Here is a 17860-nt window from a genome sequence, read left to right as displayed (position 1 = left end):
GGCCGGGGCGGCGGCGCTTGTTGAGGTCGCCTCGCTGGTTGGGGACGCCGGAGTGGTGATCACCATTCGATCCCCCGCTGGCCCTTCTGCCCGGCGTCCATCGGGTGCTTGATCTTGGTCATCTCGACCACCAGGTCGGCCGCCTCGACCAGCCGCRGGTGCGCCCGGCGGCCGGTGATGACGACRTGCTGGAAGCCGGGGCGCGCGGCGAGCGTGGCCACGACGTCCTCGACGTCCACCCATCCCCAGTCGATCGCGTACGTGAACTCGTCGAGCACCAGCAGGCCGTAGGTCTGAGCGGCGAGGTCGGCCTTGATCCGCTCCCAGCCCTCGGCGGCGGCCGCGGCGTGGTCGTCCAGCGGGCCGCGCTGCGTCCACGACCAGCCGGAGCCCATCTTGAACCAGTCCACCGGCGCGCCCTCGCCGGTCTGTTCGTGCAGCCGGCCCAGCGCCCGCAGCGCGTTCTCCTCGCCGACCTTCCACTTGGCGCTCTTGACGAACTGGAACACGCCGATCGGCCAGCCCTGGTTCCAGCCGCGCAGCGCCAGCCCGAAGGCAGCCGTCGACTTCCCCTTCATGTCGCCGGTGTGGACGATCACCAGCGGCCGGTTGCGCCGCGCCCGGGTCGTGAGCCCGTCGTCGGGAACACTCGTGACCTTTCCCTGCGGGGCCATCAGGCGGCGTCCCGCAACGCGCGGACGGTGGCGGCGAGACCGGCACCCGCGCCGGCGGCGTCCGGGCCCGCGGCGGCGGGCCGGCTTCGCCTCCCGCCGGGGGTGTCCGCCCCAGCGGCGTGCGGCGCGGCGCCGGGCGCGGTGAGGTCGGCGAGCGTCAGCAGCGGGGCACCGAGCCCGGCGGCGAGCACCCCGGCGAGCCCCAGGCGGACCCGGCCCGTCTCGCAGTCGACGACGACCGCGGCGACCCCGGCGCGGGCGAGCAGCTCGGCGGCCGGGCCGGGCGCGGGCCCGGCGGTGTGCCGGCCGTCGGTCAGCACGACGAGCAGCGCCCGGCGGCTCGGGTCGCGCAGCCGTTCCCTGGCGAGGGTGCGGTGCGCGAGCAGCAGGCCCTCGGCCAGCGGCGTGCGCCCGCCGGCCGGCAGCTCCGCCAGCCTCGCCGCCGCGACGTCCACCGACGACGTCGGCGGGAGCGCCAGCTGCGCGGCCTCGCCGCGGAACGTCACCAGGCCGATCTTGTCGCGGCGCTGGTAGGCGTCGAGCAGGAGCGACAGCACGGCCGCCTTGACCGTGGCCATCCGCGCCCGCGCCGCCATCGAGCCGGAGGCGTCGACGGCGAACAGCACCAGGTTGCCCTCGCGGCCCTCCCGCCTGGCCTGGCGCAGGTCGGCGGGGCTGAGCCTCAGGCCAGGGCCGCTGCGCCCGCGCGCCCGCTGGTGCGGCGCCGCCGCCAGCAGCGTCGCCACGAGGTGCGGGTCGCGCAGCCGGCCGGCCGGAACCTGGGCACCCACCATCGCGCCCGCGCCGGTGACCGCGCGCGATCGCCTGCCGGGGACACCCCGGCCGACGCCGGGCACCTCGAGCCGGCGGGCGCGGAACGTGGCCGACGGCGCGACGACGCTCTCCGGCGCCGCGGCGCCCGCGCCCACCGGCGGCGTCGGGGCCGCCTGGTCGGCGCGGGGGCGTCCGGCGGCGCCGTTGCCTGTGGACGCATCGTCAGGCGCGGGCGCACCGCTCCCCGGGCCGCCCCCACCGGGGCCCGGGTCAGGCTCGCCGTCCGGGCCGGCCTGACCATCAGGCCCGACCGGCGCGCCCGGGTCCGCGGCCGCGGCCGCGGCGAGGTCCGCTTCGCCGGAGGTCGCGTCGTCCCGGCCGCCGCCGTCAGGGTCGCTCACGTCAGGTTCGCCGTCGGCCGGGTCGCCGTCGTCGAGGTGCTGACGAGCCGCGTCCAGCGCGGCGTCGAGCTGGCCCGGGTCCAGGCCGGGGGCGTCGAAGGGGTTGCGGCGGCGGCGGTGCGGCAGCGCGAGCGCGACGGCCGCCCGGACGTCGGCCTCGGTGACCTCGGCGCGGCCCTCCCAGGCGGCGTGCGCGAGCGCGGCCCGGGCGGTGACCAGGTCCGCGCGCAGCCCGTCCACCTCGAACGCGGCGCAGACCGCCGCGATCCGAGTCAGCTCCCGGTCGGGCAGCCGGACGGCCGGCAGCGCCGCGCGGGCGGCCGCGATCCGCGCCGACAGCTCCCGCTCCACAGTCGCGTAGCCGGCCGCGAACGTCTCGGGGGCGGCGTCGAAGGCCAGCCGGCGGCGGACCACCTCGGCCCGCGCCGCCGTCTCCCGCGGCGCCGCGACCTGCACGGTCAGCCCGAACCGGTCGAGCAGCTGCGGGCGCAGCTCGCCCTCCTCGGGGTTCATCGTGCCGACGAGCACGAACCTGGCGTCGTGCCGCACCGACACGCCGTCACGCTCGACGTGCGCGACGCCGAGCGCGGCCGCGTCGAGCAGCAGGTCGACGAGATGGTCGTGCAGCAGGTTGACCTCGTCGACGTAGAGCACGCCGCGGTGCGCGGCGGCGAGCAGCCCCGGCTCGAACGAGACGACGCCCGCGGTCAACGCCCGCTCGATGTCGAGCGAGCCCACCAGCCGGTCCTCGGTCGTGCCCACCGGCAGCTCGCACAGCCGGGTCGGCCGGGTGACGGCGCGCGCTGACGCGTGCGGGCCGTCCGACGCGTGCGGGCCGTCCGACGCGTGCGGGCCGTCCGGGCAGTCGGCCGCGGGGCGCCGCGGGTCGCAGGCGAACCGGCAGCCGGCCACCACCGCCACCGGCGGCAGCACCGCCGCGAGGGCGCGCACCGCCGTCGACTTGGCCGTGCCCTTCTCACCCCGGACGAGCACGCCGCCGATCTCGGGAGAGATCGCGTTGAGGACCAGGGCGAGCCGGAGGTCGTCCATGCCGACGATCGCGCTGAAGGGGAACAGGGACACGCAGCACCTCGCACCGGCAGGTGTCCGCGCCTGCCACCCGTACGGGCCCGGGAACTGTTGCCCACGGGCGGCGGCCGAGGTGTTCTGGCTCACCGCGGCGCACCGGCCGCGGCTCACAGTGGCGGGACCGCCTCGGCCTTGGCGCCTCGCGCCGCACCGGAGTTCCCCTCGTGTCGCCTGGCAGGCATGGTGTCATGGGAGGGCTGCCCGGGGATAGTGACGACCAACACCCCATAGGCCCGCGTGCCGCCATCAACGCGACGGTGCGACCTGGTGACATGCACAATCGCCCCTGTGCCAGCCAGCCCCCCGCCCGCCGCCCGGCCCGCGGCGCCCGCGCCCGCGGCGTCCGGACCCGTCACATCCGGGTACGCGGCATCAACGCACGCGGCGTCCACGCACGCCGCCGGGGCCGCCGGACCCGCCGGGCCCGCCCGCGCCGTCGGCTTCGGCGTGACCGTGGTCGGGATCGGCGAGGACGGCTGGGACGGGCTCGGCCAGCCGGCGAGGGAGGCGCTCGCCGCGGCGGACGTCGTGCTCGGCGGCCCCCGCCAGCTCGCGCTCGTCGCCGGGCGGGTACGCGCCAGCGAGGCCTGGCCACGCGACCTGGCCGCCGCGGCCGCGGCCCTGCCCGAGACCCACCCCGGACGCAGGGTCGCCGTGCTGGCCAGCGGCGACCCGATGCACTACGGCGTCGGGTGGACGCTCGTGCGGGCGCTCGGCGCCGATCAGGTGCGGGTGCTGCCCGCGCCCTCGTCGATCTCGCTGGCCTGCGCGCGGCTCGGCTGGCCGGTCGAGGAGGCCGCCGTCGTCAGCGCGGTCGGCCGCCCGTACGCGGCTGTCGGCCCCGAGCTGCGCCCCGGCGCCCGGGTGCTGGTCCTCACCGGCGACGAGGACGGCGCCGCCCAGGTCGGCCGCCTCGTCGCCGAACGCGGCCTCGACGCCGAGCTCACCGTGCTGGAGCGGCTCGGCGGCCCGCACGAACGGGTCAGCGCCCACCCCGTCGGCGGCCATCCCGCCAGCGGCTACCCGGCCAGCGCCGTGCCGCCGCCGCACGACCGGCTCACGATCGTCGCGGTCCGCTGCGGGCCGGGCCTCGCGGCCGACGCGCGGGCGATGACCGGCCGGGTACCGGGGCTGCCCGATGACGCGTTCGCCACCGACGGCGTGCTCACCAAGCAGGAGGTCCGCGCGGTCACCCTGGCCGCGCTCGCGCCGGCACCCGGCGAGCTGCTCTGGGACGTCGGCGCCGGCAGCGGCGGCATCACGACCGAGTGGCTGCGCGCCGACCGCCGGTGCCGGGCGGTGGCCATCGAGCCGCGGGCCGACCGCGCCGCCCATCTCCGCGCGAACGCCGAGCGCCTCGCTGGTGCCGTCGAGCGGACCGCGGCCGGCACCTCCGCTGCGGCCGCCGGCATCCGCGCCACCGCGCCGGGCACGTTGCGCGTCGTCGAGGGCCGCGCGCCGGGCGCGCTCGCCGGCCTGCCGACGCCGGACGCCGTGTTCGTCGGCGGCGGTGCCAGCGCCCCCGGCGTGATCGAGGCCTGTCTCGCCGCCCTGCCGCCCGGGGGCCGCCTCGTCGTCAACGCGGTCACGATCGAGACGGAGGGGCTGCTCGCCGGCTGGCACCGCCGCGCCGGCGGCCGGCTGCGCCGGATCGCGATCTCCCATGCCGAGCCGGTCGGCTCGTTCACGGCCTTCCGGCCCGCCCTCCCGGTCACCCAGTGGGTCCACATCAACGGAGCGACGCGATGACCATCCACTTCATCGGCGCGGGACCCGGCGCCGCCGACCTGATCACGCTGCGCGCCCGGAACCTGATCGCGGCGTCCCCCGTCTGCCTGTACGCGGGCAGCCTGGTCGATCCGGCGGTGCTCGCGCACTGCCCTCCGGATGCCCGGCTCGTCGACACCGCGCGGCTCACCCTCGACGAGATCGTCGGCCACCTCGTCGACGCGCACGCGGCCGGTCTGGACGCCGCCCGGCTGTGCAGCGGCGACCCGTCGGTCTTCAGCGCCGTCGCCGAGCAGATGCGTCGCCTCGACGCCGCCGGGGTCCCCTACGACGTATGCCCCGGGGTGTCGGCCTACGCGGCCGCCGCCGCCGAGCTGCGCCGCGAGCTGACCGTGCCCGGCGTCGCGCAGAGCGTCGTGCTGACCCGCACCAGCGAGAACGCCTCCGCCATGCCCGCCGGCGAGACGCTCGCCGCCCTCGGCGCCGCCCGGGCGACCATGGTGATCCACCTGTCCGTGCAGCGGATCGAGGCGGTGGTCGCGGACCTGCTGCCGGTGTACGGCGCCGACACCCCCGTGGCCGTGGTCGCGTGGGCGTCCCGGCCGGACCAGGTCGTGCTGCGCGGGCGCCTGGACGACATCGCCGCGGCCGTGCGAGCCGCCGGGGTCCACCGGGCCGCCGTCATCATCGTCGGCGACGCGCTGGCGGCGGGCGGCTTCCGCGACAGCCATCTGTACTCGGTGGAGCGGGACCGCTCGTGCGTGTCCTGATCCTCGGCGGCACCCGCGAGGCGCGGGACCTGGCCGCCGCCCTCGTCGGCGAACCGGGCCACACGGTCACGACGTCGCTGGCGGGGCGGGTGCGAGACCCGGCGCTGCCCGCCGGGGAGACCGTGATCGGCGGTTTCGGCGGGGTCGCCGGCCTGCGGGCCTTCCTGCGCGCCCGCGAGATCGACGTCGTCGTCGACGCGACCCACCCGTTCGCCGCGACGATGTCCGTGCACGCCGTCGCCGCGTGCGCTGCCGACGGCGCCGGCGGGGAGCGCTCGGCCGAGGGCGCCGCCGTGCCGCTGCTCCGGCTGGCCCGGCCGGGCTGGACCCGCCGTCCCGGCGACGACTGGCACCGCGTGCCCGATCTCGCGGCGGCCGGGGAGCGGGCCAGGGCGCTGTGCCCGCCCGGCTCCGCCGTCCTCGTCACCACCGGACGCCGCCAGCTCGCGCCCTTCGCGGCCGACCCCGACCGCCACTACGTGATCAGGGCTGTCGATCCCCCCACCGACCTCCTGCCGCCCCGGCACACCGTCCTGCTGGACCGCGGCCCCTACACGGTCGACGGCGAGACCCGGCTGCTGCGCGACCACCGGATCCGGGTGCTCGTCACGAAGGACAGCGGCGGCGGCCTCACGGCGGCGAAGCTGGACGCAGCCCGAGCACTCGGCCTGCCAGTGGTCATGGTCGACCGGCCCCCCGTGACCGGCCCGGTCCCACCCACCTGGCCCGACGTGGCCGGCATCCTCGAGGCGCTGCGCGGGCTCGCCCCCGGCCCTCGCGCCGACCGCCCCGACGACCAGGCGCCCGGCGCCCCCGTCTGTTCGACCTGACACCCGCCCCTTCAGGCAGGCGCCCGTCGGCCTGCGCGTCGGCTCGTCGGCGCGGGTGGAATCGGGGTCGACCTGCCAGTCCGGACCCCGATTCCACCCGCCACCAGGCCGCACCCCGCCGGGCGCCCCTGGGCGCCCGACCGGGTGACGGCTACTCCGTGCGCAGGGCGGTGGCGGTGCGGGTTCCGGCGGCCCAGGTGGCGGGGAGCATCGCGCCGGCCGCCGCTATGACCAGACCGCCGACGGCGAGCGCGGCCAGTGCCGGCGAGCCGTACACGTCGATGTAGGCGGCCGGCATGCCGGTCGTGATGGCGTCGCCCATCAGCGGCACGACCGCGTGGTGCAGCCCGATCCCGAGCGGCACGCCCACCAGGCCGGCGACGGCGCCGATCCCGGCGACCGACGTCACCACCATCACGATGGTCTGCCGCGGCGTCATGCCGAGCGCCTTGAAGACGCCGAGGTCGTGGACGCGTTCCCGGGTGTCGAGCACCACCGTGTTGAGCACGCCGAGCACGGCCACGACGACGATCATCAGGGTGAGCGTCGTGATCAGCGAGATCATCGCCACGATCACGGTCGACTCGTCGCCCTCGTTCGCCTCCGCGTCCGCGCCCAGCGGCGCCAGGGCGTCCTCGGCCGCCTGGAGGTAGCTCGTCAGGTCCGTCCCGGGCGCCAGGTCGACGCCGAACTCCTCCGGCGCCAGGTCCAGACGAAGTCCGGACAGGGACGACGACATCGTCAGCAGGTTCGCGTCGTCGTTCCCGTCGAAGACCTCGCCGACGACCAGCACGGTCGCGGCGCGCCCGGCGTCGGTGACGGTGATCTGGTCGCCGACCCGGGCGCCGGCCGCCCGGAGCAGCCGGGTGTCGGCGACGGCCTCACCGGGCGCCGCGAGCCAGCGCCCGGTGATGAGCCGCCGGGCCGCCACCGCGGGGTCGCCAGTCAGCGCGCTGACGTCGGCCGCGCCGACCATGCCGCGCACGCCGAGCCTCGTCTGGGCGAGGCCGTAGTAGCTGGCGGTCCCCGGCTGGGCCGCGACGGCCGCGGCGACGGCCGCCGGATCCACGGTGACGGTCTCCGGGCCCGCCGGCCCGCCGCCGGGCCCGGGCGCCTCGCCGGGTGCGGCCTCGCGCTGGCCGCCGCCGGGCTCACCGCCGGCATGCCCCAGGTGGACGGCGACGGCCGCGGGCGACTCGCCGCCGTTCTCCTTCTGGATCATGGTGAGCGTCGTGCCCAGCCCGACGGCGAACGTGACGCCGAGCGCGCCCAGGCCGACGGCGGCGGCCAGCACCGCCGCCCGCGCGGGCCGGGCGAACGGGTTCGCGAGCCCCAGGCTGACCGGGCGGGGCAGCGGCAGCCGGCCGGCCAGACGCCGGGCGAGCCGGCCCCGGCCGGCCCGCGGGGCACGGCCGAGGCTGATCGCCTCGACCGTGCGCATCCGCCCGGCGCGCCTCGCCGAGGCGACGGCGGCGCCGGCGACCAGGGCGAGCGCGCCGGCCGTGACCGCCGCGTCGACCCACAGGGGGATCGTCGGGTCCGGCCCGCCGTACGCGTCGGCCTGGTCCGCGAGGACCGGTACGGCGAGCAGGTTGCCGAGCAGCACGCCGAGCCCGACGCCGACCGCGGCCGGCGCCAGCGTCTGGGCGGCGTAGGCCGTCACGACCTGCCCGGGCGTGAACCCCAGCGACTTGAGCACGCCGATCCGCCAGCGCGCGGCGCCGACGGCGCCGCTGACCACGATCGAGATGATCAACGTCGACATCGCCAGCCCGAGCACCCCGAAGGCCGCGACGAACGGGACATAGGCCGCGCTCACGGCGTTGGCGTCCCGCCGCAGGTCCAGGTAGGACCGCGTGGCGGTGACCGCGCCGTCCGGCAGCGCGTCCTCGACGGCGTCCTGCCCGGCGTGGACGGCGGCGGCGGTGCCGGCCTCGTCGAGCCGGTAGAGCATCTCGTAGCCGGCCTGCCCGCCGGCCGCGGTCAGCGCGGACAGCTGCGCCGAGGTCACCCAGGCGTCGGCGGTGCGGCTGGTCGACCGGGCGATGCCCACCACCGTCAGCTCAGGGCTGCCCGGCAGGTCTCGGACCACCAGCCGGGTGCCGGTCGGCACGCGGAAGTCGAGGCTGGCGGCCAGGACGATCTCGCCGGGGCGGTCGACCCAGGAGCCGTCGACCAGGCTGACCCGGTCGACCGGCCCGGCGCGGTCGTCGCGGCCGACGACGGCCAGCGGCGGCAGGTCCGGTCCCGCGGCGCCAGGCGCGTCGGCGAGGTCGGCGTGCACCGTCGTCATCGGGAACGGGCCGGCGGTGGCCGCGACGCCCGCGAGCCGCGTGGTGGCCGCCAGCTGGGCGGCCGTCGCCTTCGCCGCGTCCACCTCGGCGGTCAGGTGCGCGCCGTGCTGCTGGGAGAAGGCACGGTCGAACGGGGCACTGGACCCGACCAGCAGCCCGGTGGCGAGCAGCGACGCGGTGACGGCCGTCAGGACGGTGGCGACGAGGACCGCCGTCTGGGCCCGGCGCCGGCCGAGGCCGCCGAGCACCACCTTGCGCGTCGCGGCCGCCCGGCCGCTCCCGAGCCTCACCGGGCCACCGCCCCGTCCCCCGCCGCGGCGGTTCCTCCGGTGATGCCGGCGTGTCCGGTGAGCGCGGTAGGACCGGTGAACGGTGTGTCTCCCGTCGGTGTCAGCCCTCGGGACACCAGCACGTCGCGGGCGACCGCGCCGTCGACCAGCTCGACCGTCCTGGTGGCGCACGCCCGCGCCAGGGCGATGTCGTGGGTGACCAGCACGATCGTCAGGCCCTCTCGGCCCAGGTCGACGAGGAGCTGCTGGACGTCTCGGGCCGCCCCGCGGTCGAGGGCACCGGTCGGCTCGTCGGCCAGCAGCACCGCCGGGCTGTTCATCAGGGCGCGGGCGACGGCGACCCGCTGGCGCTCCCCGCCGGACAGCCGGCCCGGGTAGGCCGCGGCGTGCCGGGCGATGCCCAGGTAGCCCAGCAGGTCGGCGGCCCGCTGGCGGGCCCTGGCGCGGTCCAGCCCGGCGAGCTGGGCCGGCAGCAGGATGTTGTCGAGGACGGTCAGGTCGTCGAGCAGGTTGAAGAACTGGAAGACCATGCCGACGCCGGCCCGCCGGTAGCGGGCCGACGCGGTCTCGCTCATCTGGTCGATGCGCTCGCCGCCCACGGTCACGCTGCCCGCCGTCGGCCGGTCCAGCCCGGCGATCAGGTTGAGCAGGGTCGACTTGCCGCTGCCCGACGGGCCGACGATCGCCACCGCCTCACCGGCCCGCACCGTCAGTGAGACATCCACCAGCGCCGGCGCCCCGGTGCCGTAGGCCTTGGTCAGCCCGCGCGCCTCGATGACGGGATCGCCCGCGGCGGTCCAGGTGCCGGCGCCGGCCTGCTGTGCCCTCTCGGGACGGCCCTGGGCCGGCGCCGCGCCGGGCGGCCCGGCTGGGGTCGGGCTGCTGGGTGTGGTCACGTCCGTCGTCCTCCATGGTTTCGGTGGGTGATCTCGACGGACGGGACGCTAGGCGCGGGCCGGGCCGGCGCGCGTCGCCCGCGATGGCGACGCCGGCTCGCCCAGCCGGCCGATCCGGGCCGCGCGTCATCCATGCGATGTACGCGACCGATGTACGCGGCGCCCGGCGCTCCCGCCCGGGACGGACGCCGACCGGGTGCCGACTTGCCACACTGGGACGGTGTTCCTTCTGGCCGACCGCGGGCCGGCGTCCTCCGCGTCCAGACACGGGCCGGCCTCCTCCCTGGCCGCGCGCGGGCCGGCGTCCGCTCGGACGGATGCGGGCCGGTGATCTCGGCGATGACGACCACGGACCCGCCCGGACTCCGGCGGCGTGCCGCCGGAGTCCGGTGGCGGTGGCCGGGCCTCGGGCCCTGGCGGGGGGCCGGCGGCCTGCCGGCGCGGCTGTCGCCGTGGGCGTGGATGGCGGACGGGATCCTCGCGTTCGTGCTGGTCGCGGCGACGCTGGTCGCCGCGCGCAACGGTGGCAGCCTGGTGGTCCCGCGGTTGCCGTCGGCCCAGTCGGCGGCGGCCGTGGCGCGGGCTGACGGGCTGGTCCCCCCGGCCCGGCCCGATCGGCCGGCCCCGCCGGACCCCGTCCGTTCCGGCGGCCAGGTGACCGCGCGCCCCGGAGCCGCCGCGGATCCCACCGGTCCGGCCTACGCGCCCACCGGTCCGGCCTACGCGCCCGTGGGCCCGGCCTACGCGCCCGCCGGGCCCACGGACGTACCTGCCGGCCCCACGGACCTGCCCGACGACCCGGCGGACGCACCCGACGCCGCCGACGGCGATCCCTTTCAGCGGCCGTGGCTGTTCGATCTCCAGCCTGAGGCGGTTCCGTACTGGCAGCTGATCGCCGCGGTGCTGGTCGCGCTGCCGCTGGTCGCGCGCCGCTGGCGACCGCTCGCCGCCTACTGGGCGGTGCTGGCGGCCACTGTCGCGTTCCACCGGGGCGTCACCGTCGAGGACGCGATCCCGTTCACGTTCGTCGCACTGCTGGTCGCGGCCTACAGCGCCGCCGTCTACAGCCCGCACCGGGCGCTGGCGGTGGCGAGCGTCCTGGTCGGTGCCGCGCAGGTAGTCGCGTTCCCGAAGGACAACATCCCCGACTTCCGGCCGGTCTACCTGCCCTTCATCGTGCTGGTCCTCATCGGGCTCGCGGCCAATGCGATCCACCTGCGTCAGCAACGGGCTAGCGTCGTCGCCGCGGAGCAGGAGGCCGCCAGCCGGCGGGCGGTCGAGCAGGAACGGGCCCGCATCGCGCGGGAGCTACACGATGTGGTCACCCACAGCGTCAGCGTGATGATCATCCAGGCCGGCGCGGCCCGCAAGGTCCTGGACGCGGCGCCGGACCAGGCTCGGGAGGCGATGCTCGCCGTCGAGAGCAGCGGCCGGGCGGCCATGACCGAGCTGCGCCACGTGATGGGCCTCCTCACCATGGCGGACGCCGAGACACCGGCCACCGCCGGACCGAGCCTGCCCGGCGGCGGCGAGGATGGTGAGGACAGAGATGGCAATGGCTCCGAGGCGGCCGGGGTGGCCGCCACGCCGGCCGGTGCCGGCCGAGCCGCCGCCGACGGCGCGGCGGGCGGCTCTGGGTGGCATGCGCCCGTCGGGGCGGCGGCGGACGGCACCACGGGTCCGACGGACGACGACCTCGCGCCCCAACCCGGCCTCGGCCAGCTGGCGACGCTGGTCGGCAGGGTCAGGGCGGCGGGGGTGAACGTCGAGCTGGTCACGACGGGGACACCGGTGGAGGCAGGGACACCGGTGGAGCTGCCGCCCGGCGTCGACCTGGCCGCGTTCCGGGTGGTGCAGGAGGCACTGACCAACGCCGTCAGGCACGCCTCCGGCGCCCGCGTCAGGATCGTCGTCGACCGCCGGCCCGCCGAGCTGCGCCTCGAGGTGACCGACAACGGCGGGCGGCCGACCGCGGTCGCCGGATCCGGCGGCGGCGCCGGTCTGGTCGGCCTGCGGGAGCGGCTCGCCGTCTACGGCGGCTCGCTGTGGGCTGGCCGGCTCCCGCTCGGCGGGTTCGGCGTCCGCGCCCAGATCCCGCTCGAGGCCGGGCCAGCCGGCCCGCTGGACGCCGCGCCCGGCTCGCTGAAAAGTACGTCCTCGTGAGCCCGAACGTTCCCACGGACGAGAGCGCCGGCAGCCCGGACAGCCCGGGTGGGCCAGGCAGCCCGGGTGGGCCAGGCAGCCCGGGTGGGCCAGGCGGGCTACGCGGCGCGGGCCCGCGGTCGGCCGTGGACGTGGCCGGCCCCGCCGCGGCGTCGAGGCCGGACGGCGGATCGCCCAGGCCGCGGGTGGTGATCGCCGATGACCAGGCGCTGGTAAGGGCGGGCTTCCGGATGATCCTGACGGCCGACGGGATCGAGGTGGTCGCCGAGGCGGCCGACGGGGTGCGCGCCGTCGAGGCGGTCCGCCGGACCAGGCCCGACGTCGTGCTCATGGACATCCGGATGCCCGAGATGGACGGCCTGGAGGCGGCACGGCGGATCCTGGCGGGCGCGGACGCGTCGCCGCGCGTGATCATGTTGACGACGTTCGACCTCGACCGGTACGTCTACGCGGCGCTGGCCGCCGGCGCGAGCGGCTTCCTCCTCAAGGACGTGACGCCCGAGCAGCTCGTCGCGGCGGTCCGGCTGGTGCGCGCCGGCGACGCGCTGCTCGCCCCGACGATCACCCGCCGCCTCGTCGAGCGGTTCGCCGCCCCCGGCCGGCAGGCCGGCGCGATCCACCGCGACCTGGCCACGCTCACCCCGCGGGAGCTGGAGGTCCTGCGCCTGCTCGCGACCGGCCAGAGCAACGCCGAGCTCGCCGTCGCCTTCCAGCTGAGCGAGGCGACGGTGAAGACCCACGTCGCCCGCATCCTGGCCAAGCTGCGCCTGCGCGACCGCGCGCAGGCCGTCGTCGTCGCCTACGAGACCGGTCTCGTCACCCCGGGCACCCCAGGCGCCGCGGGCTCGGCCGCCCGCCCCGCCGCGGGCGACTTCTAGGCACCTGGGTGCCTAGAAGTCGCCCGCGGCCTGGCGCATCTCGTTGAGCAGGCCGACGAGGGTGTCGATGCCGCCGTCGGGCAGTCCGGGCTCCGCGAAGACGGTGTCGTTGAGCTTCTCGGTGGCTGCGAGCGCGGTCGCCCGGCCCTCCTCGGTGATCTCGGCGAGGATCGCGCGCCGGTCGGTCGGGTGTGGGGTGCGGCGCACGTGGCCGCGTGTCTCGAGCCGGTCGACGGCGCTGGTGACGCTCGTCGGGTGGACCTGCAGGCGGACGCCGATCCGGTTGAGCGGGAGCGAGCCGCTGCGGCTGAACAGCAGCAGCATCAGCACCTCGTAGCGGGCGAACGTCAGCTCGAACGGCCGCAGCACCTCGTCGACGCGGGCCAGCACGATCTGCTGGGCACGCATCAGTGAGGTGACGGCGGCCATCCCGTCGGCGGCCTGCGCCCATCCGTGCGCGGACCACTGCCGTCGCGCCTCGGCGATCGGGTCGAACGGGAGGGGCTTGCGCGGCGGCACGATACTGCGCTCCGGCGGGTGCTGGCGTCGACGGGGGCCACCGTCGACGCGGGTCTCGGCCTGTGGTCACGGTGGGTGGTGCTCATTGCATCCCACGTCCGGACGTCAAGGCAAAACGGCGCCGCCGCGCGCGGCGCGGCTGACGCCACACCCTACCCACCGGTACCACCGTACCTACCCATCGGTATCACCCGTCGCGCCCGCCAGCCCCGGTCGCCGGCAGCCCCGGTCGCCGGCAGCCCCGGTCGCCGGCAGCCCCGGGGGTCGGCCTGCGCGACCGCTCGGCGCCTAGACGTTGCGGCGGTACTGGCCACCGACCTCGAAGAACCCCTCGGTGATCTGGCCGAGCGAGCACACCCGGACGGCGTCCATCAGCGCCGCGAAGGTGTTGCCGCCGRCGGCCGCGACATCGCGAAGCCGGCGCAGCGTCTCCTGGGCCTCGTCGCGGTGCCGGTTGTGGAAGTCCGCCACCCGGTCGAGCTGGGACTTCTTCTCGCCTTCCGTGGCCCGGGCGAGTTCCAGGGAGGTGGCGGTGTCGTCCGAACCTTCCGGGGCAAGGAAGGTGTTGACTCCGACGATGGGGAGCGAGCCGTCGTGCTTCCGGTGCTCGTAGAGCATCGACTCGTCCTGGATGCGCCCGCGCTGGTAGCCGGTCTCCATCGCGCCGAGCACGCCGCCGCGCTCGGAGATCCGCTCGAACTCCGCGAGGACCGCCTCCTCGACGAGGTCGGTGAGCTCCTCGATGATGTAGGACCCCTGCAACGGGTTCTCGTTGCCGGCCAGGCCCCACTCCTTGTCAATGATCATCTGGATGGCCAGCGCGCGGCGGACGGACTGCTCGGTCGGCGTCGTCACGGCCTCGTCATACGCGTTGGTGTGCAGGCTGTTGCAGTTGTCGTAGATCGCGCACAGAGCCTGCAGCGTCGTCCGGATGTCGTTGAAGTTCATCTCCTGCGCGTRCAGGGATCGGCCGGAGGTCTGGACGTGGTACTTCAGCTTCTGCGAGCGCTCGCTGGCCCCGTACTTCTCGCGCATCGCGACAGCCCAGATCCGCCGGGCAACCCGGCCGATCACGTTGTACTCGGCGTCCATGCCGTTGGAGAAGAAGAACGACAGGTTCGGCGCGAAGTCGTCGATCTTCATGCCTCGGGCGAGGTACGTCTCGACGTAGGTGAAGCCGTTGGCGAGCGTGAACGCGAGCTGGCTGATCGGGTTCGCCCCGGCTTCGGCGATGTGGTAGCCGGAGATCGAGACCGAGTAGAAGTTGCGGACCGCGTTCTGGATGAACCATTCCTGCACGTCCGCCATGCAGCGCAGCGCGAACTCGGTGGAGAAGATGCAGGTGTTCTGGCCCTGGTCCTCCTTGAGGATGTCGGCCTGCACGGTCCCCCGCACGGTTGACAGCGCCCTGGCCCGGATCACCGCGGCCTCGTCGGCCGACGGCTCTCGACCGTTCTCGTCCGCGAACCGCGCCAGTTGCTGGTCGATCGCGGCGTTCAGGAACATCGCAAGGATGGCGGGCGCCGGACCATTGATCGTCATTGAAACGCTCGTCGTAGGCGCACAGAGATCGAAGCCGTCGTAGAGCGCCTTCATGTCGTCAAGGGTCGCGATCGACACGCCCGAGGTGCCGACCTTGCCATAGATGTCCGGACGCGTCTCCGGATCCCGGCCATAGAGCGTGACCGAGTCGAAGGCGGTCGACAGCCGGGTCGCGGCCGCGCCCTCCGACAGGAAGTGGAACCGACGGTTGGTCCGGAACGCGTCGCCCTCGCCGGCGAACATGCGGGCCGGCGCCTCACCGGCCCGCTTGAACGGGAAGACGCCGGCAGTGAACGGGAACAGCCCCGGCAGGTTCTCTCGGCGCAGGAACCTCACCAGGCGGCCATCATCGTCGATCTTCGGGACCGCCACGCGGGAGATCTTGGTACCTGACAGCGTCGTCCGGGTCAGCGGCGTCCGGATCTCGTTGTCCCGCACCCGGTAGACCATCTCGTCGCCGGCGCGCTCGGCGACAAGCGTCGGCCACGACTCGATCAGCTTGCGGGTCTCTGGATCGAGCCTGGCATCGGCCTCGTCACGCAGGGCGGCAACGGCGGCCGCCGCCGAGTTGGGCGCGTCGGTCGGGGCGCTGGAACGAGCCTCGGCGCCTTCGAGCGCCTCCAGCGTGCTGGAGATGTGCTGCCGCAGCCGAGCCGTCTCGGCCTGCCGCTCGGTCCTGGCGTGGTAGTCGCGGACGCTCTCGGCCACCTCGGCTAGGTAGCGGACCCGCGCCGGCGGAACGACGGTCGTCAGGCCGCTGGAGGCGCGCACGGTGACGGCGGGCAGCCTTCCCGGCCCAAGGGCCAAGCCGTGCCCGCCAAGCAGTCTCTTCAGTTCCTGGTAGAGCGCAGTGACGCCATCGTCRTTGAATCGCGCCGCCGAGGTGCCGTAGACCGGCATCTCGTCCCATGAAGTGCCAAAAGCCTCGCGGTTGCGGACCAGCTGGCGAGCCACGTCGCGGCGCGCGTCCTCGGCGCCCCGCCGTTCGAACTTGTTGATGGCGACGACGTCCGCGAAGTCCAGCATGTCGATCTTCTCGAGCTGGGACGCGGCTCCGTACTCCGGCGTCATCACATAGAGAGAGACATCGCAATACGGCACAATCGCCGCGTCTCCCTGTCCGATGCCCGGAGTCTCGACGATGACCAGGTCAAAGCCGGCGGCCTTGGTCGCGGCGATGATCTCGGACAGATGTCCGGGGACCTCCGCGCCGGCGGTCCTGGTGGCCAGCGAACGGAAGTAGACCGGGCCGCCGGGAGCGGTGTCGCCGAGGGAGTTCATCCGGATCCGGTCGCCGAGCAACGCACCGCCCCCGCGGCGACGGCTCGGGTCGACGGCGATCACCGCGATCCGCAGCTTGTCCTCCTGATCGAGGCGAAGCCTGCGGATCAGTTCGTCGGTGAGCGACGACTTGCCGGAGCCACCGGTGCCGGTGATGCCGAGCACGGGGACTGTTCGACCGGCGGCGRCCGACCGCACAGCCTCCGCGAACTCGGGGGAACGGCCGGCCTCCAGGACGGAGATAGTCCGGGCCAGCGCCGTCTCATCGCCCGCGAGCAACGCGTCGAGAGAGGAGTGCTCGGCCGCGAGGTCCCGATCGCTCTCCTGCAGAGTGACGTTGATCATCGCCGGAAGGCCGAGTCGCTGCCCGTCCGTCGGCGAGAAGATCCTGGCGACACCGCGAGCGTGCAACAGCTCGATCTCTTCCGGGACGATGACCCCGCCGCCGCCGCCGTAGACCCGGATGTGGCCGGCGCCCCGCTCGCGGAGCCGCTCGACGAGGTAACTGAAGTACTCGACGTGTCCACCCTGGTAGGAGGACACGTAGACGGCGTTGACGTCCTCCTGGACCGCGGCCGTTACTACCTGTTCGACGCCGCGGTCGTGGCCAAGGTGGATCACCTCAGCACCCTGCGCCTGGAGCAGGCGCCGCATGATGTTGATCGCGGCGTCGTGCCCGTCGAACAGCGAGCCGGCGGTGACAGCCCGGAACGGGTAGACCGGCGTATGGAGGGCTGAGGTTGCGCTCATCGCATGCACTCCTGAGAGACGGCCCATGCAGGCCGGGTGGCGACGTAGCTTGGCCTACCGATAGTAGGACGTCCATCTATCGGGTGCCAGCGGACCAACGATCGTCTTACCGACTGTGACGCAGTCGATCCCGCCTCGAAGCCGGCAGGCGCAGCTTCCCGCGACCGTGAGTTCAGGCGATCCGGATGCCGACCGGAGTGCCGTCAGGCACCTCAAGCAGCGTCACAGCGCCACCCGCGTCCACGGCGCCGAGTACCAGGCACTCGCTACGTACCGGCCCGATCTGCCTGACACCGAGGTTGACCGCGACGACCACCAGGCGGCCCAGTAGCTCCGCACGCGGATAGTTCGTCACCTGAGCGCTGGTCGTGAGCACACCGATCGTGGTGCCCAGCTCGATCGACAGCCGCCAGGCGGGCCGCCGCGCCGTCGGGAAGTCCAGCACCTCGACGATCCGGCCGACTCGCATGTCGATCCGCGCGAACTCAGCGGGAGTCACGTCGGGAAGCCTCGCGGGGCTCCCCTCAGCCTCTACTCGCCCAAAGCCATACCGAAGACTCCCTTCCACACTCGATCCACCCGTTCCGCGGAACGCGGAGATCCACCCGTTCCGCGGAACGCGGAGATCCACCCGTTCCGCGGAACGCGGAGATCCACCCGTTCCGCGGAACGCGGAGATCCACCCGTTCCGCGGAACGCCGTTGGGCGCGGGGCGCCCTCGGCTGGTGGCCGGTGTTGGCGGGGTGGGCCGCGGATCGGGTCGCGTCGGGGGTGGCCAGGCGGGAGCGTTGGTTGGTGTGACGGGCCTGGTCGGGAGGTGTGCGTGACCGGGGCCGTCGCATCGCTGGCGGTGTGGCTGTTCGGGGCTGTTTCGGGGTGTGGCGCAGGGGCCGGGGCATGCGGAAGGCCCGTCGTCCGCACCCAGGAACATGTTCTGGGGGACGACGGGCCTTCCGTCTTACGAGTTGTTCGGCGGTGACC

The 17860-nt window shown here is 75.2% G+C and carries 12 protein-coding genes; 5 read left to right on the top strand and 7 right to left on the bottom strand.

The genetic code is table 11. The features are described 5' to 3' along the window. Positions 1-59: 59 nt before the first annotated feature. Entirely contained in the window at positions 60-674 is a 615-nt protein-coding gene (gene cobO, locus BL253_RS09900; RefSeq protein WP_076815709.1) for a cob(I)yrinic acid a,c-diamide adenosyltransferase, read from the bottom strand. Next, the gene (locus BL253_RS09895; protein WP_076815707.1) at positions 674-2932 is read right to left on the bottom strand and encodes a VWA domain-containing protein; all 2259 of its coding nucleotides are present in this window, start codon (positions 2930-2932) and stop codon (positions 674-676) included. The genes cobO and BL253_RS09895 overlap by 1 nt, the downstream gene beginning before the upstream one ends. A gap of 294 nt (positions 2933-3226) precedes the next feature. On the opposite strand from BL253_RS09895, the gene cbiE reads away from it, so the two are divergent. The 3 genes from cbiE to BL253_RS09880 are packed head-to-tail and all read left to right on the top strand — an operon-like array spanning position 3227 to position 6266. After that, positions 3227-4687: a precorrin-6y C5,15-methyltransferase (decarboxylating) subunit CbiE gene (gene cbiE / locus BL253_RS09890; protein ID WP_081438186.1), complete on the top strand. Its 1461-nt coding sequence runs from the start codon at positions 3227-3229 to the stop codon at positions 4685-4687. Further along, positions 4684-5436, top strand: coding sequence for a precorrin-4 C(11)-methyltransferase (gene cobM / locus BL253_RS09885; RefSeq protein ID WP_076815705.1), 753 nt, complete (start codon positions 4684-4686; stop codon positions 5434-5436). The genes cbiE and cobM overlap by 4 nt, the downstream gene beginning before the upstream one ends. Further along, positions 5424-6266: a cobalt-precorrin-6A reductase gene (locus BL253_RS09880; RefSeq protein WP_076815704.1), complete on the top strand. Its 843-nt coding sequence runs from the start codon at positions 5424-5426 to the stop codon at positions 6264-6266. The genes cobM and BL253_RS09880 overlap by 13 nt, the downstream gene beginning before the upstream one ends. 151 nt (positions 6267-6417) lie before the next feature. Here the strand turns inward: BL253_RS09880 and BL253_RS09875 are convergent, their stop codons facing one another. Continuing rightward, positions 6418-8850, bottom strand: a complete 2433-nt coding sequence (locus BL253_RS09875; RefSeq protein ID WP_081438185.1) for an ABC transporter permease — start codon at positions 8848-8850, stop codon at positions 6418-6420. Further along, the gene (locus BL253_RS09870) at positions 8847-9746 is read right to left on the bottom strand and encodes an ABC transporter ATP-binding protein (RefSeq protein WP_081438184.1); all 900 of its coding nucleotides are present in this window, start codon (positions 9744-9746) and stop codon (positions 8847-8849) included. The genes BL253_RS09875 and BL253_RS09870 overlap by 4 nt, the downstream gene beginning before the upstream one ends. A gap of 339 nt (positions 9747-10085) precedes the next feature. On the opposite strand from BL253_RS09870, the gene BL253_RS09865 reads away from it, so the two are divergent. After that, positions 10086-11909, top strand: a complete 1824-nt coding sequence (locus tag BL253_RS09865) for a sensor histidine kinase (RefSeq protein WP_274535197.1) — start codon at positions 10086-10088, stop codon at positions 11907-11909. Between the two features lie 185 nt (positions 11910-12094). Beyond that, entirely contained in the window at positions 12095-12787 is a 693-nt protein-coding gene (locus BL253_RS09860; protein WP_076815962.1) for a response regulator, read from the top strand. A 12-nt stretch (positions 12788-12799) separates the two neighbouring features. On the opposite strand, the gene BL253_RS09855 is transcribed toward BL253_RS09860, so the two are convergent. The 3 genes from BL253_RS09855 to BL253_RS09845 form a co-directional block, all read right to left on the bottom strand. Then, entirely contained in the window at positions 12800-13306 is a 507-nt protein-coding gene (locus tag BL253_RS09855) for a MarR family winged helix-turn-helix transcriptional regulator (RefSeq protein WP_076815700.1), read from the bottom strand. A gap of 288 nt (positions 13307-13594) precedes the next feature. Continuing rightward, complete coding sequence (gene icmF, locus BL253_RS09850) at positions 13595-16879, bottom strand: fused isobutyryl-CoA mutase/GTPase IcmF (protein WP_076815698.1); 3285 nt, start codon at positions 16877-16879, stop codon at positions 13595-13597. Between the two features lie 172 nt (positions 16880-17051). Beyond that, entirely contained in the window at positions 17052-17378 is a 327-nt protein-coding gene (locus BL253_RS09845; protein ID WP_076815696.1) for a tRNA-binding protein, read from the bottom strand. Positions 17379-17860: the final 482 nt, after the last annotated feature.

The sequence above is a fragment of the Pseudofrankia asymbiotica genome, assembly GCF_001983105.1.
In the GTDB taxonomy this organism is placed as follows: domain Bacteria; phylum Actinomycetota; class Actinomycetes; order Frankiales; family Frankiaceae; genus Pseudofrankia; species Pseudofrankia asymbiotica.
The sequence above is the reverse complement of the archived record's forward strand: the minus strand, read 5'-3'. Positions and strand labels throughout refer to the sequence as shown.